The 21,838-nt window shown below is 59.1% G+C and carries 20 protein-coding genes; 13 read left to right on the top strand and 7 right to left on the bottom strand.

Annotated features, from left to right (window positions below):
* Window positions 1-29: 29 nt before the first annotated feature.
* Together ACRZ91_RS13755 and ACRZ91_RS13750 are read right to left on the bottom strand one after the other, a co-directional pair.
* A complete protein-coding gene (locus tag ACRZ91_RS13755; RefSeq protein WP_480906273.1) occupies window positions 30-674 on the bottom strand; it encodes a CatB-related O-acetyltransferase in 645 nt (214 codons plus the stop codon).
* A complete protein-coding gene (locus tag ACRZ91_RS13750) occupies window positions 674-1,279 on the bottom strand; it encodes a flavin reductase family protein (RefSeq protein ID WP_480906270.1) in 606 nt (201 codons plus the stop codon). The genes ACRZ91_RS13755 and ACRZ91_RS13750 overlap by 1 nt, the downstream gene beginning before the upstream one ends.
* A gap of 72 nt (window positions 1,280-1,351) precedes the next feature.
* Between ACRZ91_RS13750 and ACRZ91_RS13745 the strand changes: the two genes are divergently transcribed.
* From ACRZ91_RS13745 to ACRZ91_RS13725, 5 genes are all read left to right on the top strand, one after another.
* Window positions 1,352-1,846 carry a GNAT family N-acetyltransferase gene (locus ACRZ91_RS13745; RefSeq protein WP_010441688.1) on the top strand — a complete coding sequence of 165 codons (495 nt, stop codon included), beginning with the start codon at window positions 1,352-1,354 and terminating at the stop codon, window positions 1,844-1,846.
* A 53-nt stretch (window positions 1,847-1,899) separates the two neighbouring features.
* Window positions 1,900-2,667: an EcsC family protein gene (locus ACRZ91_RS13740; RefSeq protein WP_480906267.1), complete on the top strand. Its 768-nt coding sequence runs from the start codon at window positions 1,900-1,902 to the stop codon at window positions 2,665-2,667.
* 101 nt (window positions 2,668-2,768) lie between these two features.
* Window positions 2,769-3,230 (top strand): NUDIX hydrolase, encoded by a 462-nt coding sequence (locus tag ACRZ91_RS13735; RefSeq protein ID WP_480906264.1) that lies wholly within the window; start codon window positions 2,769-2,771, stop codon window positions 3,228-3,230.
* A gap of 71 nt (window positions 3,231-3,301) precedes the next feature.
* Window positions 3,302-3,763, top strand: coding sequence for a DUF1178 family protein (locus tag ACRZ91_RS13730; RefSeq protein WP_170779378.1), 462 nt, complete (start codon window positions 3,302-3,304; stop codon window positions 3,761-3,763).
* Window positions 3,764-3,766: 3 nt separating this feature from the next.
* Entirely contained in the window at window positions 3,767-4,405 is a 639-nt protein-coding gene (locus ACRZ91_RS13725; RefSeq protein WP_480656258.1) for an SDR family NAD(P)-dependent oxidoreductase, read from the top strand.
* On the opposite strand, the gene ACRZ91_RS13720 is transcribed toward ACRZ91_RS13725, so the two are convergent.
* Complete coding sequence (locus ACRZ91_RS13720; protein WP_010441693.1) at window positions 4,399-4,755, bottom strand: hypothetical protein; 357 nt, start codon at window positions 4,753-4,755, stop codon at window positions 4,399-4,401. The two genes, ACRZ91_RS13725 and ACRZ91_RS13720, sit on opposite strands and share 7 nt — an antisense overlap.
* Window positions 4,756-4,909: 154 nt before the next feature.
* Here ACRZ91_RS13720 and ACRZ91_RS13715 point away from each other — a divergent pair, with 154 nt between their 5' ends.
* The 6 genes from ACRZ91_RS13715 to ACRZ91_RS13690 all read left to right on the top strand — a co-directional run bounded on the left by ACRZ91_RS13715 (window position 4,910) and on the right by ACRZ91_RS13690 (window position 13,734).
* Window positions 4,910-6,148, top strand: coding sequence for an aspartate kinase (locus tag ACRZ91_RS13715; RefSeq protein WP_480906259.1), 1,239 nt, complete (start codon window positions 4,910-4,912; stop codon window positions 6,146-6,148).
* A gap of 45 nt (window positions 6,149-6,193) precedes the next feature.
* On the top strand, window positions 6,194-8,437 hold the full coding sequence (gene ptsP, locus ACRZ91_RS13710) for a phosphoenolpyruvate--protein phosphotransferase (protein ID WP_170541536.1): 2,244 nt from the start codon (window positions 6,194-6,196) through the stop codon (window positions 8,435-8,437).
* Window positions 8,438-8,601: 164 nt separating this feature from the next.
* Window positions 8,602-10,047, top strand: coding sequence for a glucose-6-phosphate dehydrogenase (gene zwf, locus ACRZ91_RS13705; RefSeq protein ID WP_480906256.1), 1,446 nt, complete (start codon window positions 8,602-8,604; stop codon window positions 10,045-10,047).
* 2 nt (window positions 10,048-10,049) lie between these two features.
* The gene (gene edd / locus ACRZ91_RS13700) at window positions 10,050-11,855 is read left to right on the top strand and encodes a phosphogluconate dehydratase (RefSeq protein ID WP_480906253.1); all 1,806 of its coding nucleotides are present in this window, start codon (window positions 10,050-10,052) and stop codon (window positions 11,853-11,855) included.
* A 4-nt stretch (window positions 11,856-11,859) separates the two neighbouring features.
* On the top strand, window positions 11,860-12,492 hold the full coding sequence (locus ACRZ91_RS13695; RefSeq protein WP_480906250.1) for a bifunctional 4-hydroxy-2-oxoglutarate aldolase/2-dehydro-3-deoxy-phosphogluconate aldolase: 633 nt from the start codon (window positions 11,860-11,862) through the stop codon (window positions 12,490-12,492).
* 51 nt (window positions 12,493-12,543) lie between these two features.
* Window positions 12,544-13,734, top strand: coding sequence for a pyridoxal-phosphate-dependent aminotransferase family protein (locus tag ACRZ91_RS13690; protein ID WP_480716728.1), 1,191 nt, complete (start codon window positions 12,544-12,546; stop codon window positions 13,732-13,734).
* A 79-nt stretch (window positions 13,735-13,813) separates the two neighbouring features.
* Here the strand turns inward: ACRZ91_RS13690 and ACRZ91_RS13685 are convergent, their stop codons facing one another.
* Window positions 13,814-14,923 carry a pyridoxal phosphate-dependent aminotransferase gene (locus ACRZ91_RS13685; protein WP_480906350.1) on the bottom strand — a complete coding sequence of 370 codons (1,110 nt, stop codon included), beginning with the start codon at window positions 14,921-14,923 and terminating at the stop codon, window positions 13,814-13,816.
* 93 nt (window positions 14,924-15,016) lie between these two features.
* Between ACRZ91_RS13685 and ACRZ91_RS13680 the strand changes: the two genes are divergently transcribed.
* Together ACRZ91_RS13680 and ACRZ91_RS13675 are read left to right on the top strand one after the other, a co-directional pair.
* Window positions 15,017-16,087, top strand: a complete 1,071-nt coding sequence (locus ACRZ91_RS13680; protein ID WP_480906247.1) for an SMP-30/gluconolactonase/LRE family protein — start codon at window positions 15,017-15,019, stop codon at window positions 16,085-16,087.
* A 67-nt stretch (window positions 16,088-16,154) separates the two neighbouring features.
* Complete coding sequence (locus ACRZ91_RS13675) at window positions 16,155-16,937, top strand: crotonase/enoyl-CoA hydratase family protein (protein ID WP_480457852.1); 783 nt, start codon at window positions 16,155-16,157, stop codon at window positions 16,935-16,937.
* Here ACRZ91_RS13675 and ACRZ91_RS13670 read toward each other — a convergent pair whose 3' ends face one another.
* The 3 genes from ACRZ91_RS13670 to ACRZ91_RS13660 form a co-directional block, all read right to left on the bottom strand.
* Entirely contained in the window at window positions 16,938-17,270 is a 333-nt protein-coding gene (locus ACRZ91_RS13670) for a DnaJ family domain-containing protein (protein ID WP_170779394.1), read from the bottom strand.
* Window positions 17,271-17,309: 39 nt separating this feature from the next.
* Window positions 17,310-18,494: a benzoate/H(+) symporter BenE family transporter gene (locus tag ACRZ91_RS13665; RefSeq protein WP_480906244.1), complete on the bottom strand. Its 1,185-nt coding sequence runs from the start codon at window positions 18,492-18,494 to the stop codon at window positions 17,310-17,312.
* Window positions 18,495-18,613: 119 nt separating this feature from the next.
* Complete coding sequence (locus ACRZ91_RS13660) at window positions 18,614-21,772, bottom strand: valine--tRNA ligase (RefSeq protein ID WP_480906241.1); 3,159 nt, start codon at window positions 21,770-21,772, stop codon at window positions 18,614-18,616.
* Between the last annotated feature and the right edge of the window lie 66 nt (window positions 21,773-21,838).

The following is a 21,838-nucleotide window of genomic DNA, read 5'->3' as shown; positions in this document are numbered from 1 at the left end:
TACTGGAAAAGGCGGCCTGATTGGCCGCCTTATTTCTGCAAAGCGATCTTCTCCAATGCGTTGATATCACCCGAGAGCAGCGCTTCTTCGGCCTGTGCGATGGTATCAGCGGGCCAATCCCACCAGCGCAATGCTTGCAACCGCTCGATAACATGGCGATCAAAACGGAACCGTCGAACTTCCGCTGGATTACCGGTAACAATCGCATAGGGTGGAACCTCACCGCGCACGATCGAGCCTGCGCCGATGATTGCGCCATTTCCGATCCGTGCGCCGGGCAGGATCAGCGCCCCGAAACCGATCCAGACATCGTGCCCAATAACCGTGTCACGTGTGTCAGGTCGGTAGCCTGTCATGCGATCCGGATTGAAGATTGGAAACGGAAAGCAGGTCAACCCATCGGTCGCGTGGTTTGCTGAAGCGGTGATAAACCTTACCCCATGAGCGATCTGGCAGAACTTGCCGAGCACCAGTTTTTCTTCCGAAAAGGGAAACAGATACGGTGCAAGCCGCTGCGCCCAGTCCTGCGGCGCATCAAAATCTGAAGCATACGTGTAAGCTCCGGCCTCGAACCGGGGATGATCGACGGCCTGAGATAAGAATACCGTTCCCTTGTGGCTAGAGCCGTTGGGTAGAGAGATCGGATATCTGCGAAGAGGATCAGGCAGCGGCATCAGTCATCCGGTCGTGAAAGGCTGAACAATTCTGTCACTACAGAATAGTCCCGATATCCCAGCCGCGCGAGGGGATTGAACGAGGTCACGTCAAACTTGCCATCGCGAATATGGTCGTCCTGCAGGTGAATGCCGGTGACCTCTCCGAATACCACTCGATTTGCCTCACCCGGTAGGGTCACGATCCGCGTCAGTTTGCATTCCAGCGCTGCGGGTGCGCCTTTGACCCGCGAGCAGGCGATCGTTTCGCATTCAATCGGGGTCAGCCCGGCATGGGCGAACTCGTCAATGTGCTTTGCCAGACCTTCCGAGCTGGCATTCATCGCGTCACGATGCGCATGGGCCACGACGTTCACGCAGAACACGCCGGTTGCCTCGATATTGGCGATGCTGTCCTTGCCGCCGTCCTGATCGTGCTTTGTGCCTGTAGTGGCAAACATCACCTGAGGCGGCGTGTAGGCGACGCCGTTAAAGAAGGAATAGGGGGCCAGATTGTTAATCCCATCCGCATCGCGCGTTGAAATCCAACCAATCGGGCGCGGCGTGATGATGGCGTTGAAGGGATTGTGCGGCAGGCCGTGGCCGTCTTCGGGGCGATAGAACATAAGATCTCCAAGCGTTTGCCCAAGGCGTATCGAAGTGCTAGGGCGAATTCCAGCAAGGAAAAGAGGGTGCGCGTGCAGCAATTCAGGATCAGGCCGGAAGAGCCAGAGGACTGGTGGGAGGTCGAGGCACTATATGACCTGTGCTTTGCACCGGGGCGCGAGGCGCTGTCGTCCTATCGGCTGCGCGATGACGTGCCTCCGGTTGCCGGGCTATCGCAGGTTGCGCGTGATGGGCAGGGTATTCTGGCGGGTGCGATCCGGTTTTGGCCCGTGCACATAGAGGATCACGACGCATTGCTGCTAGGTCCGGTGGCCGTGCATCCAACCCATCAAGGTGAGGGGTTGGGCGGCTATCTGATCCACCAGGGCGTTGAAGCCGGGCGCGCCAAAGGCTGGGATCGTGTCATGTTGGTGGGTGATGCGCCCTATTATGCGCGATTTGGTTTCAATCGGCTCACCGGTGTTGAGATGCCCCCACCCACCAACCCAGATCGCGTGCTTGGGTTAGAGCTAATTCCTGGAGTTTGGTCTGGAATCCAAGGAGTTGTCACTCGCTGGACGCGCTGACCCATTGAAAACCCGCCGCAAAGTGCCGATGTTTTCAGAACAGGAGGGCACAGATGCAGGACGTTGTTCTTGTCGAAAAACTCGATCCCGAGGCCGAACTTGACCGGCTGGCGCAACTTTATGGATCGGCAGGTGGTGCGGGGGTAAACCTGTTGAACAAATTGGGCGGGTCTGCAGAATCCCTGCTGGATCAGCTGCCAAAACCAGTGCGGGAAGGACTGACCGAAGCAACCGAACAGGCGCTTTGGCTGGCCATGCATGCCGCCGAAGGCACGCGCCGGGCGGTGCCGGATCAGAAACCTTGGGTCAATACGGCGCTGACTACCGCCATGGGCGCAGCCGGAGGCCTGGGCGGCGTGTCAACAGCTTTGGTTGAACTGCCCGCGACCACAGCAATGATGCTACGTGCCATCCAAGGCGCGGCAGCACGCGAAGGGTTCGATCCGAAGGCTGAAAACGTGAAATTCGACTCGATCCGGGTGCTGTCAGCCGCAGGACCGCTGGCCGAGGATGATGGGGCTGATCTGGGCTTTTTCTCGATGCGTCTGACCCTGACGGGGCCAACCATGCAGCGCCTGATTGCGCTGGTTGCTCCGCGATTGTCGGTCGTGCTGGGCCAGAAGCTCGCGGCGCAGTCCGTACCGCTCCTTGGTGCGCTTGCCGGGGGTGGCACGAACTTTATTTATACCCGCTACTATCAGCAGATCGCGCAGGTGCATTTCGGGCTCCGTCGATTGGCAATTGACGCCGACATCCCTCATGACGAGTTGGTGCGCCGATTGTCGGGACGGATGGACCTTAGGCAAGAAACTTTCCCGTAATGCTTGGCAGATTCCACCAGATATGATAAATATCACTTTATAAACCGCAACATAAGCGGAGCGAGCAGTAGGTATGAACCGTGTTTGACGGGCGCAGTGGCGTGGCTGGCAGGCTTTCGGCAGAGGGGCTTTCTCTGTCCGGGGCGCTGCCTGTGTTTACCCAATCTGCTGCACTTTGTTATCGCATCAAATGTGGTGCGCCTGAAATTTTGTTGATCACGACCCGTCGGGCGCAACGCTGGATCATTCCAAAAGGGTGGCTCATCAACGGGCTATCTGCGCCAGAAACTGCCGCGCGGGAGGCCTGGGAAGAGGCGGGCGTGCTTGGAAAATGTGGAACTGAAAGTCTGGGCCGATTTGCATACGTAAAGAAGCGATCTAACAATGCCTCTGCGTTGTGTCTGGTCGATGTTTTTCCGCTGAATGTACAGCAAATGGAAACTCGTTTCCCCGAAGCCGGTAAACGCAGAAGGAAGTGGTATTCGCCTGAAAAAGCATCGGCGAAGGTGTCATCCCCTGAGCTTGCTGCACTTTTGGACGGATTCGGCGGCCATTCGCACTAGTGGGTCAAGATCAAGACTTGATATTGCCATGTTGGTCGGTATCTATTCGCCAACCGTAAACTGGAAACACCATGATTCAATACGCATTGAAATGTAGCCAAGGCCACAGCTTTGATAGCTGGTTCCAATCAGCCGCTGCGTTTGACAAGTTGGCAAACACCGGGTTGGTCACCTGCGCCGTTTGTGGTTGCGATCAGGTGGAAAAGGCGATCATGACACCGCGGGTTCGGCCTGCACGAGATACCGTTGCCAATACAACTCCGGCGCCGACGCCAGCGCCAACAGATGAGATCAATATGGCAAAACCTTCGCCCGAGATCCAAGAAGTGTTGAGCGAGCTGCGTCGCAAGGTCGAAGAAAACTCTGACTATGTAGGCAAGGATTTCGCCAGCGAGGCGCGCAAAATACATTTGGGTGATGCGCCCGAGCGCGCCATCTATGGTGAGGCACAGCCCGAAGAGGCGCAGTCACTGATTGAAGATGGCGTGCCCGTCGCGCCACTGCCGTTTGTCCCCAGCCGTAAGACCAACTGACCAATGCATATCGTTATTACTGGCGCGAACCGGGGTATCGGAAAAACCCTGGCGGATCAATACCGTGCCGCAGGCCAAGATGTGATAGGGACGTCGCGAGACGGTAGTGCCGACATCGTATTAGATGTCACAGATCCGGCCCATCACGCGGCGATGGCCGAGCAATTACAAGGTCGCCCGATCGATCTTCTGATCTGCAATGCGGGTGTGTATTTGGATAAAGGTCACGACCTTAACGGTTATCCCGCTGAGATGTGGGCGCAGAGCTTCGCCACCAATGTGACCGGCGTGTTCCTGACTATTCAATCACTATTGCCGAACCTGCGTGCGGGGCGGGGACGAATTGCGATTGTCTCTTCTCAGATGGCATCACATACGCGCGCACCCGGTGGCAGCTATATCTATCGCGCTTCAAAAGCAGCGGTTCTGAATCTGGGTCGCAACCTTGCGTCGGATCTACAGGCAGATGGAATCGCGGTCGGAATCTATCATCCGGGTTGGGTGCAGACCGATATGGGCGGAACCAGCGCAGAGATCAGCGTAGATCAAGCGGCGGATGGCCTGATCGAGCGCTTTGCGGCGCTTTCGCTCGACACCACCGGTTGTTTTGAAACATGGGACGGTCGCGCACACCCTTACTGAGTGTTCAAGGCCGCTTTGGGGAGTTCATAGACTTCTCCGGGCTCGATGAAAATTACCATAATGTCGCCGCGTGTTTCATATGTCAGATTCGATGTCGAACTGCTGGAATCAGGCACGCCCTTGGTAAAATAGATCCGCCGCACCTCGCCGGTGTTCAACTGTACCGCCAGCGTCGCGGTCCCATCTTCACGCTTGCGCAATTCGGCAGGACAGCTGGCCAGTGTGTCACCCGCCAAAGCCGCGCAAGGTACCGTGCCCAGTGAATTCTCACCGTCCGTTCCCGACAGGGTGGCCACTTGGGCATTGGCAGCGGTTGAGATCAGAGTCAGGGCAAGGGCAAAGCGGAACATGGAAATCCTCTTGGAATAAGATGTTGATGGAACGCTTACATCACGTGCGATCAAAGTAAAGCACTGCTGCGCAGACTTTGCCCACTTGCCCTTACGCCCCCCCTCGCATAAGACGCACGGGATCAGAAATTCAAGGCGCGGAGACTTTGGCCTCATGCCCGTACTCGTGATGAAATTCGGCGGCACGTCGGTCGCCAATCTGGACCGGATCCGCCGCGCTGCAAAACGGGTCGGTGTCGAGGTCGCCAAGGGCTATGACGTGATCGTCATCGTTTCGGCCATGTCGGGTAAAACCAACGAGCTGGTAGGTTGGGTCGATGAAATCTCGCCCCTCTATGATGCGCGAGAATACGATGCCGTTGTCTCTTCGGGTGAAAATGTTACCGCAGGCCTGATGGCGTTGACGCTGCAAGAAATGGAAATCCCGGCGCGCAGTTGGCAGGGCTGGCAGGTGCCTCTGATCACGAACGGCGCCCATTCGGCTGCCCGGATCGAGGAGATCCCGCCGGAGAACATTACTCAGAAGTTTGACGAAGGCATGCGTGTTGCGGTGGTGGCAGGCTTTCAGGGCATCAGCCCCGAAGGACGGATCACCACATTGGGCCGCGGTGGGTCTGATACCACCGCCGTGGCATTCGCTGCAGCGTTCGACGCCGAGCGCTGTGATATCTACACAGATGTGGACGGCGTCTACACCACCGACCCGCGCATCTGCGAGAAAGCGCGCAAGCTGGATCGGATCTCGTTTGAGGAAATGCTCGAACTGGCCTCTCTTGGGGCCAAGGTGCTGCAGACCCGCTCGGTCGAGCTGGCGATGCGCTACAAGGTGAAACTGCGCGTTCTCTCAAGCTTTGAGGAACAATCCGACGAGGCTGGTACGCTGGTCGTCGACGAGGAGGAAATCATGGAATCCAATGTAGTCTCGGGCGTGGCCTATTCACGGGATGAGGCAAAGATGACCGTTGTCTCGGTTGCCGACCGTCCCGGAATTGCCTCGATCATCTTCACGGCGCTCAGCGATGAAGGCATCAACGTTGACATGATCGTCCAGAATATCTCGGACGAAGGGCGTACCGACATGACGTTCTCCTGCCCGACCAATCAGGTTGCGCGTGCCGAAAAGGCACTGCTGGAGATCAAGGAACAGGGTGAGCTGAACTATGCCGAACTGGTTGCGGACGAAGACGTCTGCAAGGTGTCGGTTGTGGGGATCGGCATGCGCTCGCAATCCGGTGTTGCGGCCAAGATGTTCAAGATTCTCTCGGATGAGGGGATCAACATCAAGGTCATTACAACCTCCGAGATAAAAATTTCCGTCCTGATCGACAGGAAATACATGGAACTTGCGGTTCAGGCACTGCATGATGCCTTTGAACTGGACAAGGCGGCCTGAGTTTTCAGCCACGTGTCCCGTCTGAAACCGTAACGTGGGTGGGCCATGGCGGAAGGCACGGAAACAGAATCTCGCAAGCTGCTGGGGCGGCTGCGCGAAGAAATGGCCAGCGAGGCCGCCGGTCAGGAACGTCTTGACCGGATCACGCATCTGATCGCAGACAGTACCGAACGCGAAGTGTGCTCGATCTATCTGTTCCGCGATGAAGACACGCTGGAGCTTTGCGCCACAGAAGGTTTATCACCCGAAGCCGTGCACCAGACCCGGATGCGTATGGGGGAGGGGCTGGTTGGACGCGTCGCCAAGTACGGCAAGGTGGTCAACACCGCCGATGCACCGTCAGCCAAGGGGTTTCGGTACATGCCGGAAACCGGCGAGGAACGGTATTCGTCGTTCCTGGGTGTTCCGGTGCAGCGTCTGGGGCAGAAGCTTGGCGTACTGGTTGTGCAGTCACGGGACGCGCGTGAGTTTTCTGCGGATGAGGTCTATGCGCTGGAAGTGGTCGCTATGGTTCTGGCCGAAATGGCCGAGTTGGGCGCATTCGTGGGTGAAGGCGCAGCCTTGTCACCGCTTCATCAGCAGTCGGTGCAATTGAACGGGGGACCTGCGCAGGAAGGGTCTGCTGAAGGTCATGTTTGGCTGCACGAGCCACGCGTCGTCGTCACCAACCCAATCGCCGAAGATCCACACCGCGAGCGTGAGCGGCTGACCGAGGCAGTTGAAGAGCTACGCGTTGGCGTAGACAAGATGCTCGAGATTTCTCAGGGCGGCGACAAGGAGCAGTTGCAGGTTCTGGAAGCTTACCGGATGTTTGCCAACTCCAAGGGCTGGATGCGCCGGATGGAGGAAGACATCGCCCTTGGCCTCAGCGCCGAGGCGGCGGTTGAGAAAGAGCAATCCCAGGCCCGCGCCCGCATGGGGCAGGTCACCGATCCGTATTTGCGTGAACGGCTGGCAGATCTGGATGACCTCAGCAACCGGTTACTGCGGATTCTGACCGGTCAGGGCAATGGCAACGGGGCTGATCTACCGCCCGATCCGATTCTGATCGCCCGCAACATCGGCCCTGGAGACTTGCTGGAATATGGCCGATCGCTCAAAGGCATCGTGTTGGAAGAAGGCTCGGTTGGCAGCCATGCAACCATCGTGGCACGCGCTCTGGCGATCCCGCTAGTGGTGCATGTGGGCCGTATCACAACCGAAGCACTGAATGGTGATCACATTCTGGTTGATGGGGATAGCGGCGTTGTGCATCTGCGACCCGAAGACACCGTGGTCAGTGCCTTCCGCGACAAGATCGCTATGGAGGCTAAGGCGCAAGAACGCTACGCGTCGATCCGCGAAACGCCGACAGTGACGCAGGATGGTGCGCGTATCAACATGGTGATGAACGCGGGTTTGATGGCCGATTTGCCATCACTGAATAACTCGGGTGCCGAAGGCGTGGGTCTGTTCCGCACCGAGCTGCAATTCCTGATCCGCAATCAGATGCCGAAACGATCCGAGCTTGTAACGCAATACAAGCGGGTTCTGGATGCGGCGGGTGATAAACGCGTGGTGTTCCGGACACTGGATATCGGGTCAGACAAGGTTCTGCCCTACATGAAGCATGTGGAAGAACCGAATCCGGCGCTGGGCTGGCGTGCGATTCGCGTCGGACTGGATAAACGCGGCGTGATGCGGATGCAGCTACAGGCGCTGATCCGTGCCGCCGATGGGCGACCCCTGACGGTCATGTTCCCGTTTGTCGCGCAGGCAGATGAATTCAGGGAAGCGCGCTGGGAGGTCAAGAAAACCATCGAACGTGAACGTCGGCTGGGTCACGTCTTGCCCGAAACACTCGAGGTTGGGGCGATGCTGGAAACGCCCTCGCTCGCCTTTGCGCCACAGAAGTTCTTTGACGAGGTGGGCTTTATCTCGATCGGTGGCAACGACTTGAAACAATTCTTCTTCGCCGCCGACCGCGAGAATGAGCTGGTGCGTCGTCGTTATGATACGTTGAACGTCAGCTTTCTGAGTTTTATCGAACGTATTGTGGAACGATGCGCGATTTCCGAAACTCCGCTCAGCTTCTGTGGTGAAGATGCCGGTCGCCCGGTCGAGGCGCTGTGCCTCGCTGCGATGGGTATTCGGACGCTGTCGATGCGCCCCGCTTCAATCGGGCCGGTCAAAAGCCTGATGCTGCGATCGAACCTTCAGGAAGTGCGCAAGATTATCGCTGATGCCCGCCATCGCGGCGAACAATCCGTGCGACCTGCGGTGATGGATTGGCTGCGGACACAGTCCTGACCGGCCTTCTGCGATGTTGATTGTAAATCCGAGCTTGATTTTTGCGTTCGGGTTTCTTATTCAGCCGATGAATGTTAGCGATAACATGAATTTTGACGCACATGCGTTAAGTCCCGGACTGAATCCTTGCCTAATCTGGCGGGGAAGTCGAAAGGAGCCTTGCAATGGTCTCACGCGTAATTCCGGTTGATCCGTTCGACCTTGTTTTGTTCGGCGCGACGGGCGATCTGGCGCAACGCAAGATCCTGCCGGGCCTGTATCACCGGTTCGAGGTCGGCCAGATGCCGGAGGATGCGCGCATCATCGGAACCGCCCGATCCGACATGGACAGTGATGGGTTCCGCGAACAGTTGCTTACTTCGATGCAAGAGTTTGCGCCAGGATTCAAAAAAGACACGCTTGATCGCTTTCTCTCTCGCGTCGATTATGTTCCGGTTGATGCACTGGGTGATGCGGGTTGGCCCGATTTGGCTAAGGCACTGCGTCCGGATGTGGTGCGCGCATTTTATTTGTCCGTCGGCCCAAGTCTCTTCTCAGGTATCGCACAACGTCTGAACGATAACGGACTGGCCACGCTGGACAGTCGTATCGTAGTCGAGAAACCTTTTGGTCACGATCTTGCATCAGCCAAAGCATTGAATGAGGGCCTGCGCGCCTGTTTCGAAGAGCATCAGATATACCGTATCGACCATTATCTGGGTAAGGAAACCGTGCAGAACCTGATGGCCCTGCGCTTTGCCAACTCTCTATTCGAACCGCTCTGGAACGCCACCCATGTCGATCACGTCCAGATCACCGTGGCCGAAACCGTAGGCGTCGAAGGGCGCGGTGCTTATTACGATCAGTCCGGAGCAATGCGGGACATGATCCAGAACCATCTGGTTCAATTGCTGTGCCTGACGGCGATGGAGCCGCCTTCGAAATTCTCACCCAACGCTGTGCGCGATGAGAAGGTCAAAGTGATCGAAGCGCTGGAGCCGGTGGAACCCAAGGATATCGCTCGTGGCCAATACCGCACCGAAAAAGGGGGCGATGGGTACCTTGATCACGTTGGTAATCCTGCCAGCCGTACCGAAAGCTTTATTGCGCTCAAGGCCCATATTGGCAATTGGCGTTGGGCCGGAGTGCCATTCTATCTGCGCACGGGCAAGCGCCTGCGGGCGCGCGAATCCGAGATCGCGGTGTTTTTCCGCGACCCACCGCACACGATCTTCCCGAATGTTGGACCTTTGCACGGCAACGTGCTGGTAATCCGCCTGCAACCGGACGAGGGCATAACTCTGCGCACCACGATCAAAGAACCGGGTCAGGGTGGGTTCCGCCTGTCCGATGTGGCGCTGGACATGAGCTTTGCCGACGCGCTGGGCGATGATGGACAATCGCCCGACGCGTACGAACGCCTGATCATGGATGTGATCCGCGGCGACCAGACCCTGTTCATGCGTGGTGACGAGGCCGAGGCCGCCTGGGCTTGGGTTGATCCCATCATTCACGGCTGGGAAGAGCGTGGCGACAAGCCCGCGAAATACGATCAGGGCAGCTCGGGGCCAGAAGAAGCATTGATGCTGATGCATCGCGATGGGCGCCGCTGGCGTCAGATCGGAGGATAATCATGGTCAACACAGTTATATCCGACGTCACCAAACGCATCATCGACCGCAGCGCTGACCTGCGCGGCCCGCATCTTGAGAGGATGGAACAGGCCCGGTCAAAAGGCCCAGCCCGCGCGCATCTGTCCTGCAGTGGCCAAGCCCATGCCTATGCGGGTGCTGGTGAGGACCAGGATTCCATGGCAACCGGCACTGCGGGAAACCTCGGCATCGTCACCGCCTATAACGATATGCTTTCAGCTCACCAGCCCTTCGAACGCTACCCCGGCCTGATCCGTGATGCGATCCGCGCAGCAGGCGGCACCGCGCAGGTTGCGGGCGGGGTTCCGGCAATGTGCGATGGCGTGACACAAGGTGAAGCGGGGATGGAACTGTCCCTGTTCTCGCGTGACGTGATCGCGTTGGCGACGGGCGTGTCGCTGAGCCACAATACTTATGACGCCGCCGTTTTTCTCGGTGTCTGCGACAAGATCGTACCCGGCCTGATCATCGGCGCGCAGGCGTTTGGCCATTTGCCAGCCGTCTTCCTGCCCGCCGGTCCCATGACCAGCGGCCTGCCAAATGACGAAAAGGCCAAGATCCGCCAGAAATTCGCTGCCGGAGAAGTGGGCCGCGAGGAACTTATGAAGGCCGAAATGGCCGCCTATCACGGCCCTGGAACCTGTACGTTTTACGGCACCGCGAACACCAACCAGATGCTGATGGAGTTCATGGGCCTGCACCTGCCGGGCTCCAGCTTTATCAACCCCAACACGCCCCTGCGCGATGCGCTGACCGAAGAAGGTGCGCGCCGCGCCCTTTCCCTCAGTGCGTTGGGCAATCACTACACGCCCGTCTGCCAGATCCTTGATGAGCGTGCTTTCGTCAATGGCATCGTTGGCCTGATGGCCACCGGCGGTTCCACCAACCTACTGATCCACCTGATCGCCATGGCGCGTGCCGGTGGTATCGTGCTGGACTGGGAGGATTTTTCTGACATCTCCGCCGTCGTGCCTCTGGTCGCGCGGGTCTATCCCAACGGTTTGGCTGATGTGAACCATTTCCACGCCGCTGGCGGGTTGGGCTTTGCCATCGGCACTCTGTTGGAAGACGGCCTTCTACACCCCGACACGCTCACCGTCGCCGGTCAGGGCCTGCACAACTACACTAAGGAACCGAAACTGAGGGACGGCGAATTGATCTGGGAAGACGGCGCGGGCCACAGCCTGAACGAAAAAATCGTTCGCCCCGCCAACGATCCATTCCAGCCCACCGGTGGTCTGTCGCGCCTGACCGGCAATCTGGGCACGGGCGTCATGAAGGTCTCGGCCGTTGCGCCCGAACACCAAGTGGTCGAAGCACCCGTGCGTGTGTTCCACGACCAGAACGCCGTGAAAGCCGCGTTCAAGGCCGGAGAATTCACCGATGACGTTATCGTCGTCGTCCGCTTCCAAGGCCCCAAGGCCAATGGCATGCCCGAGCTCCACTCTCTGACGCCTATCTTGTCAATCCTGCAGGGCAGGGGGCAGAAAGTGGCTCTGGTCACTGATGGCCGGATGTCCGGTGCCTCTGGCAAGGTTCCCGCTGCCATCCATGTTTGCCCCGAGGCGCTGGACGGCGGAGCCATCGCCTATCTGCAGGACGGTGATCTTTTGCGCGTCGATGCGATCAAGGGCGAGTTGGAAATCCTGACCCCCTGCGTTCTCGACCGTGCACCTGCTACTGCAGACCTCACTGCAAACCAACACGGCGTTGGCCGTGACCTCTTCGGCGCCTTCCGCCAGAATGTCGGCTCAGCCGACACCGGCGCCAGCATTTTCGGAGTGTAACCAGATGTCTAAAACTCAACGCACCCGCGAGATCTGCGCGCTGGCCCCGATTGTCCCAGTCCTGGTCGTCGACGACGCGGCCCATGCGCGCCCTCTGGCAGAAGCTTTGGTCGCTGGTGGCCTCCCGGCGCTCGAAGTCACCCTGCGAACTCCAGCTGCGCTGGATGCGATCCGCGCAATGGCAGACGTCCCCGGCGGTGTTGTAGGTGCGGGTACACTCGTCACCCCCGAAGACGTCCGCGCCGCCAAAGATGCGGGGGCGCAGTTCGGTGTCTCACCGGGCGCAACCGATGCGTTGATCGCCGCCTGCGAAGCCGAAGACCTGCCCCTTTTGCCCGGCGCGGCCACCGCAAGCGAAGCTATGGCACTGCTGGAAAAGGGCTATGATATGCTGAAATTCTTCCCTGCCGAGGCCTCAGGCGGAGCGCCCGCTTTGAAAGCAATCGGAGCGCCACTTCCACAAATCACCTTCTGCCCCACGGGCGGTGTGTCGCCCTCAAACGCTCTCGATTACCTGTCTCTGTCGAATGTTGCCTGCGCAGGCGGCAGCTGGGTCGCGCCCAAACAAATGGTACAAACTGGCGACTGGGCTGGAATCGAAACACTTGCGCGCGAGGCCGCCAGTCTGGTGGATTGACGTCGCAGGGCGAAACGCTAGGGTAAGCCTCAATTCAAACAGGTTGCCCTCATGACAAACCAAATCTCCCTCGCGCAAGGGCGCGAGTATCTGGCCATCCCTGGCCCATCGGTCATGCCAGACGCGGTGCTACAGGCGATGCACCGTCCGTCGCCCAATATCTATGACGGCGAATTGATTGAGATGATGCCCGCGCTGACGCATGACCTTAAACGCGTTGCCGGAACCCAGCACAACGTCGCCATCTATATCGCCAACGGCCACGGCACGTGGGAGGCCGCGCTCTCAAACGTGATCGCCCCCGGCGAAACCGTGCTGGCCCCGGCCTCGGGCCGCTTCACCCACGGTTGGGCCGAGATGGCCGAGGGGATCGGCGCCAAGGTCGAATTGATTGATTTCGGCATGTCCTCTCCCTGGGATCTGGAGCGCATCGCCGAAGCATTGCGCGCCGACTCCAGCCACAAAATCAAGGCCGTGCTTGCGGTTCACGTCGATACCTCCACATCGATCCGCAACGATATCCCGGTGCTGCGCGCCTTGCTCGACGACCTCGACCACCCCGCTTTGCTGATGGCCGACTGCATTGCATCCATGGGCTGCGATCGGTTCGAGATGGATGCCTGGGGTGTCGACGTCACGGTGACTGCCTGCCAAAAGGGGCTGATGACCCCGGCAGGCACCGGCTTCGTCTTCTTCAACGACAAAGCGCAAGCCAAACGCGCTTCAATGCCCCGCGTCTCGCAATATTGGGACTGGCAGCCGCGCGCGCATCCCGATCTGTTCTACCAGTATTTCAACGGCACCGCGCCAACACACCACCTCTACGGCCTGCGCGCCGCGCTCGACCTGATCCACAGCGAAGGGATCAAACAGGTCTGGGCCCGCCACGAACACCTGGCAAAGGCCATCTGGGCCGCCTGTGAAATCTGGGCGCAAGGTGGCGCGTTGCAATTCAATGTCGCCGATCCGGCCCATCGAAGCCACGCCGTCACTGCCCTCCGCCTGACTAAAGGGCGTGGCACGCCGCTGCGCAGCTATACCGAAACCCAACTGGGTCTGACGCTGGGCATCGGTCTGGGAATGGAAGACTGGGACGGCTGTTTCCGCCTTGGCCACATGGGACACGTAAACGCCCAAATGGTCATGGCCATGCTAGGTGGCGTCGAAACGGCGATGGCCGCGCTCGACATTCCCCGCGGCAAAGGCGCGCTTGAAGCCGCCGCTGCCGCATTGGCAACCTAATACACGATCCGCGTCTTCATCTGGCCAAAAATATCCTGGGGGGATCGCGCTTCAGCGCGATGGGGGGCAGACAGCCCCCCTAAACGGCTCGGGTATTTGCCAAGGCCTTGGGCAAAGCAGCCTCGAAAGCGACCATCTCTGCCTCTCCCCCACAACTCACGCGAATACACCGGTTCTGAGGCGCAGCGAATGGCATGCGCACAAATACCCCCTGTTCGACCAGCGAGTCCAGAACGGCTTTGGCAAACACCCCATCGTGCCCGCAGTCAATCGCCACGAAATTTGTGGCTGAGGGCAAAGGTTCCAACCCATTGGACCGTGCAATCTGCGCGATCCTGTCTCGAGCCTCGGCAATTTGATCTTGAACCTGCGCCAGCCAATCGCTGTCCTCAAGCGCGGCCAAAGCCCCGGCTTGGGCAGCCCGGTTCATACCGAAATGGTTGCGCACTTTGTTGAAGGCGGAAATCAACCCGGGCGCACCGATGGCATAACCAACCCGAGCCCCGGCCATCCCATAGACTTTGGAAAACGTCCGCATTCGGATGACCCGAGGATCATCAGTCGTAACAGGCGCGGCGGTGCCCTCTGGGGCGCATTCCACATACGCCTCGTCCAGAACCAGCACGCAGCCTTCTGGCAAAGCATCCATCACGGCCACGATATCCGCGCCGGAATGCCAAGTGCCCATCGGGTTGTCAGGGTTGGCAAGATAGACCAGCTTTGCATTCACTTCTGCCGCTTTGGCAAACAACGCCTCCGGGTCCTCGTGATCGTCGCGATAGGGAATCTTGTGCAAATCCCCTCCGAACCCCGCCACATGGTAGTTAAAGGTGGGATACGCCCCGTCCGACGTCACAACCGGATCTCCATGCCCGACCAACAGCCGAACCAGATAGCCCAGCAAGCCATCAATGCCTTCGCCGACAACGATATTCTCGGGCGCTACCCCATGATACGCGGCCAGCGCGTGGCGCAATTTGTAATTCTCAGGATCGCCATACATCCATATCTCACCCGCCGCCCGCTGCATCGCCTCTATGGCGCGCGGCGAGGGGCCAAATACGCTCTCATTTGCACCGATCCGGGCGATAAAGGGCGCGCCACGCTGACGCTCCTGCGTTTCGGGGCCGACAAATGGCACGGTTGCGGGCAGGGATTGGGCAAGCGGGGTGTAACGAGGACCGATCATGGCGGCAGATAAGCGCAACCTCCGCAGCGGGGCAAGCCTTGCACGCAGATGCAATCACGGTCAGTGTGCTCGCAACCGCAGTTCGGAGGCGTTATGCGTTATATACTGGCACTTGTCCTTATCGGTCTTGCCTATCTCGTGTTCTGGCCGGTCCCGGTTGACCCAGTGGCCTACGAGCCACCCGAACCGCCCGGATTCACGGGCGATTTCGCCGAAAACAACTATCTCGACACTGCGCAGTTGTTCTCGCTACCGGCGGGGGAGATTGGCCCAGAAGACATCGCAGTGATGCCAGACGGCGCGGTTTATTCCACCGGCCAATCCGGCACCCTCTATCGCATCGACGGTGACCAGCCGGCCGAGGTCGATCAACTTGGCGGCCGCCCCCTCGGCTTGCGGGCGGGACCAGATGGCGCGCTTTATATCGCCGACAGCTTTCGAGGGCTGATGCGCTGGGCCGGGCCCGGAACGCTGGAAACACTGGTTTCCGAGATCGATGGCGCGCCTGTCGTCTATGCCAACAACCTCGACGTGGCACAGGACGGCACGGTCTATTTCTCGAACTCCTCAGACCGGTTCGACCCTGAAACCATGGGCGGCACCAAACCCACCTCGGTCATGACGATCTGGGAGCAATCGCCAACCGGCTATGTGGCACGTTATTCGTCTGACGGCAGTGTCGAAAAGATCGCCGAAGGGTTCGTCTACGCCAACGGCATTGCTCTTTCACCGGATGAAGATTTCCTGCTGATTGCCGAGACGGGTCGGGCAAGGGTGCACAAGCTGTGGCTGGCCGGACCCAAAGCCGGAGCACAAGTGGTTCTTTTGGATAACCTGCCGGGTTATCCGGACAACATCAAAGCGCAAGGTGACGGCACCTATTGGATGGCATTCGCCAGCCCGCGCGTTCCTGCAGAAAAGCTGATGCCCTATCCCTTCCTACGCAAGGTAATCTGGCGGTTGGGACCCAAGGTGCGCCCCGCGCCGCTCCACCGCGGTATGCTGGTGCAGTTTGATGGTGACGGAACCATCCTGCGTACGCTGCAAGACCCCCAAGGGCGGCTGGGCATCACCACTGCGGGCCAGGCGGCTGGCGACCAGTTCTATGTAATGACACTGGACTCTCCTTGGTTTGGTCGGATGCCGATCGCCGATTTGCCCTGACGTCGTTGTAGCGCTGTTTGCCTCTTACTGTCATGCTTGACGCAACAAAGAACGCACCGGAGGTCCCATGTCTCGCGTATCCGTCGAATACAAAGATCACATCGCCCATGTCACGCTGACACGCGGCGACAAGATGAACGCGCTGGACGATGCGATGATCAAGGCGATCCTCTCGGCGGGGCAAGAGGTCGCCGCGGCCGACATCCGGGCGGTGGTGCTGTCGGGAGAGGGCAAAAGTTTCTGCGCTGGGCTCGATATGGCCAGCTTTGCCAGCATGGCCCAAACAGACCCGACCGAATGGCTGATGACCCGCAGCCACGAAGATGCCAATGAGTTGCAGGAGATTGCCCTGATCTGGCGGCGTGTCCCGGTCCCGGTAATCTGTGCCATTCAGGGCGTGGCCTATGGCGGCGGCCTGCAGATCGCGCTGGGTGCGGATATCCGCATCGCGCACCCCGAAGCCAAGCTGTCGGTGATGGAGATGAAATGGGGTCTCATTCCCGACATGGGCGGGATGGTGCTGCTGCCTGAACTTGTTCGCTCGGACGTTCTGCGCCTTCTGACCTATACAGCCCGTCCGATTGGTGCACCGCAGGCCGCAGATTGGGGGCTGGTGACGAAACTCTCGGATGACCCGCTGATCGAGGCACTTGCGCTGGCCGAGGACATCGCGGGCAAAAGCCCCTCGGCGATCCGCGCCGCCAAGCGTCTGATCGATGTAGCCGAAACCCGAGACCGCGCAGATGTGTTGATGGCCGAATCCTCTGAGCAGGTCGACCTGATTGGAAAGCCAGATCAGATGGAGGTTGTCATGGCGCAGATGCAGGGCCGCAAGCCCGAGTTCAAGTAGTCACCGCATAAAACTGCGCCGCGCATCGCGGGCCATATTATATCGCATCTCCAGATCGGCGACGCGGGACATCGCCGACTTGCGCTCTTCGGGATCCGTCAGAACAGCGTAATCCTTGCGTGCCGCGTCGAGCTGTTTCTTGATGTTGAACTCTTCTGGCAGAACCCCGGCCTGCGCCATGATCCGGTGACCAGCGGCAATGGCAGGATCACCTTGCGCCTCACTTGAACGGTCAGGAAGCGGCGCACCTTCGCCTTCAAGCCCCTGTAACTGGCCCTCGGCCTGTGCCTTCTTAATCTGGCGTTCCACCAGTTTTCCAAGCGATCCGAACATGTTTGTATTCTACTGCCTGTGACAGTCGGGCGAAAGGGATTACCGCACTCTGTTTGTCACGAAATACGCTATTCCGCCGGCCAAAAGCCCCCAGACCGCCGCACCCAATCCAAAGACCGTGATACCAGAGGCGGTGATGACCAAGGTCAGAATGGCCGCCTCGCGCTCGGCAGGGATATCCAACGCGGCATGCATGGCGTTGGCCATGACCCCGATCAGAGCAACCCCTGCCAGAGCACCCATCAGCAATGGGTTGGCATGGGCAGCAAAGCTTGTGATTGCCACCGCAAAGACGCCGAACAGGCAGTAAAACACACCCCCCATTACGGCGGACCAATAGCGCTGCGCCGGGTCAGGATGGCTGTCCTCATTGGAACACATCGCCGCGGTGATCGCAGCCAGACAGGTTGCGGGCGCTCCAAAGGGGGCCGAGAGCATGCTTGCGCCACCGACGGATGAAAACAACCGGCCGGGAACTGGATCGAAGCCAAAGCTGCGCATCACAGCGACGCCGGGAATGTTCTGTGTCGCCATCGTGACGATAAACAGCGGTACGCCGATTCCGATGGCAGACGCGACCGAGAAGGATGGCATGGTCCAGACCGGAGCAGCGATCAGACGATCTGGCATCAATTGTGCATCTCCGGCGTTCAGCGACACAATGATAGCCGCTGCGACCACAGCTGCCGGAACCGCGATCAACCGATTGAAGCGGCCCGCAATAAACCATGTTAGGATCACCGGCAACGCCTGCCATGGGATCTCGATCGCCGCTTTGAATGGTACAAGGCAAAGCGGCAAGAGCACGCCTGCCAGCATCGCTTGCGCGAGAGTAATTGGGATTGCTGCAGCCAACCGACCAAGCGGTTTCCACAGTCCTGCCAAAACGGTCAGGACTCCGGCGCAAAGGAATGCGCCGATTGCGCCTGAAAACCCTTCGGCCGGTGTAGCAGACACAGCCAGCAGCGCGACACCTGGCGTGGACCAGGCAACGCTGATTGGTAGCTTGTGAAACAGGCTCAACACTATGGCGGCCAGCCCCATAGCGATGGCTGCACTCATCAGGCCCGAGGCGGCTTCCTGCGATGAGGCTCCCATCGCGTTCAGCCCCTGCAACACAATTGGGAATGAGCTGAAGAACCCGACGATGGCCACGACCAGCCCGGTCGAAACGGTCTGCATTGGGGGAAATGCGCGTGTCATCCTGTCCTCGGCTTTAACCACTCGCACTTGCTAACAATCTCAAGCTGCCGCGAACAAGGTGAAATACGTCATTGCACAGTAAAAACCCGCCGGGAGAACGGCGGGCTTTTGAACTTTGAGTGCTTATGAAAAGTAGAGGATCAGGCGATCTCGGCCAAACGTGCAAGCGCCTCGTTCAGCTTGGCTTCTTCTTCCTCACGAGCTGCAAGATTCGCTTTGGCTTCAGCAACAACCTCTTCCGGGGCCGAAGCCACGAATTTGGGGTTGTTCAGTCGCCCGCGCAGACCACCAAGCTCTTTTGCGAGCTTGCCCATGGCTTTCTCCAGCCGTTCCTTTTCCGCGCCGATATCAATGATGTCCGCGAGCGGCAGGCCAAAACTCGCACCTGGGGCGGCAATCGAGATGGTCCCCTTGGGCAATTCATCGGCCTTGGTCAGGCTGTCGATCCGCGCAAGACGCTTGATCAGCGCCTCATTGCGGTCCCATGCAGCCTGCCCGTGGGCGTCGATTTCGGTCACCAGCATCGGCACGTAGAGGCCGGCTGGAACCCGCATCTGCGCGCGGGCTGAACGGGTGTTTTCGATCACCGAGATTACCCAGTTCATCTCACGATCCGCTTCCGCGTCGACCAGTTCGGTGCCGTAAGTTGGCCAGTCGGCGTGGACGACCATCTTGGCGCGGCTGCCGGTCAGCCCCCAGAGCTCTTCGGTGATGAAGGGCATGATCGGGTGCAGCAGGACCATGCACTGATCCAGAACCCAGCGCATGGTGGCGCGGGTCTCGGCCTGTGCTTCGGCGTCGTCGCCTTGCAGCAGAGGTTTCGACAGTTCCACATACCAGTCGCAGACCTTGCCCCAGACAAAGGCATAAAGCCCGTTCGCCGCGTCGTTGAAGCGATAGCTTTCCAGCGCCGCGTCGACCTCTTCCCGTACGCGTGCGGTTTCGCCAATGATCCAGCGGTTTACGGCGGCTTTGGGTTTCAGGTCGGCCACGTCCAGTTGCGGCGCGGCGTCGGTGAAGACCTCGTTCATCTCGGCAAAGCGGACGGCGTTCCACAGTTTGGTGCCGAAATTGCGATAACCGGTGATGCGCTCGCGCGACAGTTTCAACACGCCGCCGATTGCCGCCATCGAGGCGTTGGTAAAGCGCAGCGCGTCTGCACCGAATTCGTCCACGATCTCCAGCGGGTCGATGACGTTGCCGGTGGTTTTCGACATCTTCTTGCCCTTCTCGTCGCGGACGAGTTGGTGCAGGTAAACGGTGTGGAATGGGATTTGATCGACCACGGCCAGTTGCATCATCATCATTCGGGCGACCCAGAAGAACAGGATGTCGAAGCCGGTGATCAGAACGTCCGTAGGGAAGTAACGCTCCAGCTCTTCGGTCTTCTCGGGCCAGCCCAGAGTGCCGATGGGCCAGAGGCCGGAGGAGAACCAGGTGTCGAGGACATCGGGATCGCGCCAGACCGGATACACCAGCTTGGTCGGGTCCTGTTCGACTGCGTACTGAGCAAGGCTTTCAGCGAATTGATGGATGGCCGCATGCTTGTCGGCGACCTCAATAACGGTCGCATGGCTCAGCGGGCTGGGGATATTGGCATTGTCGTCCAGGAATTTATCGACAACAGCATCAAAGTTGGGCGCACATTCCATGACGTTGCCACGGTGGAGCATGCCGCCTTCGTTTAGCAGACGTCCCAATTCGACTAGATCAAGGTCGCCGTCGTTTTCGTCGTCCTTGAAGTTCTCAGCCGATAGATCAAGGCCATACCAAACCGGAATCTGATGTCCCCACCATAGCTGGCGAGAGATGCACCACGGTTCGATATTTTCCAACCAATGGTAATACGTCTTTTCACCGGACTCGGGGATGATCTTGACGGTGCCGTCCTTGACCGCATCCAGTGCAGGGCCAACGACCTTTTCAGCATCGACGAACCACTGATCGGTCAGCATCGGCTCGATCACGACTTTTGAGCGGTCGCCGAATGGCTGCATGATTGGTTTGGATTCGACCAGCGGAACGGTTTTGTCCGCGCCTTCGTGGTCCGGCTTCAGCGCGGTCGATCCCAGACGCGGGTCATCAGCACGGGTCATGACAGCCAGACCTTCGCTGGTGATCTCGTCGATCACTTTGGCGCGCGCCTCGAACCGGTCCAATCCGCGCAGGTGGTCGGGAACAAGGTTGATCGCGTCGATCTCACCTTCGGTAAAGGACTGACCGCGTGCGTATTGACCGGCTTTGTACGCCTCGTTCGCGTAAGGTGCGCCATCGGCCCGCATGTGCCCGCTTGTATCCATCAGGCGATACAGCGGTATGCCACCACGTTTGGCGACCTGATAGTCGTTGAAATCATGCGCGCCAGTGATCTTTACCGCGCCCGAGCCAAATTCGGGGTCGGGGTATTCATCGGTGATGATCGGAATCTGACGGCGGTGTTCTTTCGGACCAACCGGGATTTCGCAAAGCTTGCCGACGATGGGGGCGTACCGTTCGTCCGAGGGATGAACCGCAACCGCGCCATCACCCAGCATGGTTTCGGGGCGCGTTGTGGCGATCGAGATGTAATCGCGCTCTTCCTCAAGCACTACGTTCCCGTCCTCGTCCTTCTCGACGTAAGTGTATGTCTCGCCCCCGGCCAGCGGGTATTTGAAGTGCCACATGTGGCCGGCGACTTCGATATTCTCGACTTCCAAGTCCGAAATGGCAGTTTCGAAATGCGGATCCCAGTTGACCAGCCGCTTACCGCGATAGATCAGGCCTTTTTCGTACATCTCGACGAAGACCTTGATGACCGCGTCGTGAAAATTCGCAGAATTTTCGTGTCCGGTACGCGGATCGCGCGGCGCGCCAGCCATGGTGAAAGCATTGCGCGACCAATCACAGGACGACCCCAGTCGTTTCAACTGTTCGATGATCGTGCCGCCGTATTCGCCTTTCCATTCCCAGACCTTGTCCAGAAATGCCTCACGCCCTAGTTCGCGCCGACCAGGTTGCTGAGTGGCCGCCAGCATCTTTTCGACCTGCATCTGCGTGGCGATACCAGCGTGGTCCTGACCGGGCTGCCACAGAGTGTCGAAGCCGCGCATCCGGTGCCAACGGGTCAGAATATCCTGCAACGTGTTGTTGAACGCATGGCCCACATGCAAGGCCCCCGTCACGTTGGGCGGCGGGATCATGATGGTAAAGCTCTCGTCGCGCGATTTGTTCGCGCCTGCCTTGAAGGCTCCGGCCTGTTCCCAGGCCTGATAGATGCGGGCCTCGGCCTCGGCCGCGTTGAATGTCTTTTCCATCGCCATGGGATGCGTCCTGCGTCAACAAATTCGGGTCAGCGCCTGCAATAGCGAATGGACGCGGGAAGGGGA

The organism is Ruegeria sp. O11 (assembly GCF_056535285.1).
This window is presented reverse-complemented; position numbering and strand designations above follow the sequence as displayed.

Coding starts and splice junctions, on each gene's coding strand:
- ACRZ91_RS13755 (WP_480906273.1), bottom strand. CDS start 674: ATGCCGCTGCCTGATCCTCTTCGCAGATATCCGATCTCTCTACCCAAC.
- ACRZ91_RS13750 (WP_480906270.1), bottom strand. CDS start 1,279: ATGTTCTATCGCCCCGAAGACGGCCACGGCCTGCCGCACAATCCCTTC.
- ACRZ91_RS13740 (WP_480906267.1), top strand. CDS start 1,900: ATGCAGGACGTTGTTCTTGTCGAAAAACTCGATCCCGAGGCCGAACTT.
- ACRZ91_RS13730 (WP_170779378.1), top strand. CDS start 3,302: ATGATTCAATACGCATTGAAATGTAGCCAAGGCCACAGCTTTGATAGC.
- ACRZ91_RS13725 (WP_480656258.1), top strand. CDS start 3,767: ATGCATATCGTTATTACTGGCGCGAACCGGGGTATCGGAAAAACCCTG.
- ACRZ91_RS13720 (WP_010441693.1), bottom strand. CDS start 4,755: ATGTTCCGCTTTGCCCTTGCCCTGACTCTGATCTCAACCGCTGCCAAT.
- ACRZ91_RS13715 (WP_480906259.1), top strand. CDS start 4,910: ATGCCCGTACTCGTGATGAAATTCGGCGGCACGTCGGTCGCCAATCTG.
- ptsP (WP_170541536.1), top strand. CDS start 6,194: ATGGCGGAAGGCACGGAAACAGAATCTCGCAAGCTGCTGGGGCGGCTG.
- zwf (WP_480906256.1), top strand. CDS start 8,602: ATGGTCTCACGCGTAATTCCGGTTGATCCGTTCGACCTTGTTTTGTTC.
- edd (WP_480906253.1), top strand. CDS start 10,050: ATGGTCAACACAGTTATATCCGACGTCACCAAACGCATCATCGACCGC.
- ACRZ91_RS13695 (WP_480906250.1), top strand. CDS start 11,860: ATGTCTAAAACTCAACGCACCCGCGAGATCTGCGCGCTGGCCCCGATT.
- ACRZ91_RS13690 (WP_480716728.1), top strand. CDS start 12,544: ATGACAAACCAAATCTCCCTCGCGCAAGGGCGCGAGTATCTGGCCATC.
- ACRZ91_RS13685 (WP_480906350.1), bottom strand. CDS start 14,923: ATGATCGGTCCTCGTTACACCCCGCTTGCCCAATCCCTGCCCGCAACC.
- ACRZ91_RS13680 (WP_480906247.1), top strand. CDS start 15,017: ATGCGTTATATACTGGCACTTGTCCTTATCGGTCTTGCCTATCTCGTG.
- ACRZ91_RS13675 (WP_480457852.1), top strand. CDS start 16,155: ATGTCTCGCGTATCCGTCGAATACAAAGATCACATCGCCCATGTCACG.
- ACRZ91_RS13670 (WP_170779394.1), bottom strand. CDS start 17,270: ATGTTCGGATCGCTTGGAAAACTGGTGGAACGCCAGATTAAGAAGGCA.
- ACRZ91_RS13660 (WP_480906241.1), bottom strand. CDS start 21,772: ATGGCGATGGAAAAGACATTCAACGCGGCCGAGGCCGAGGCCCGCATC.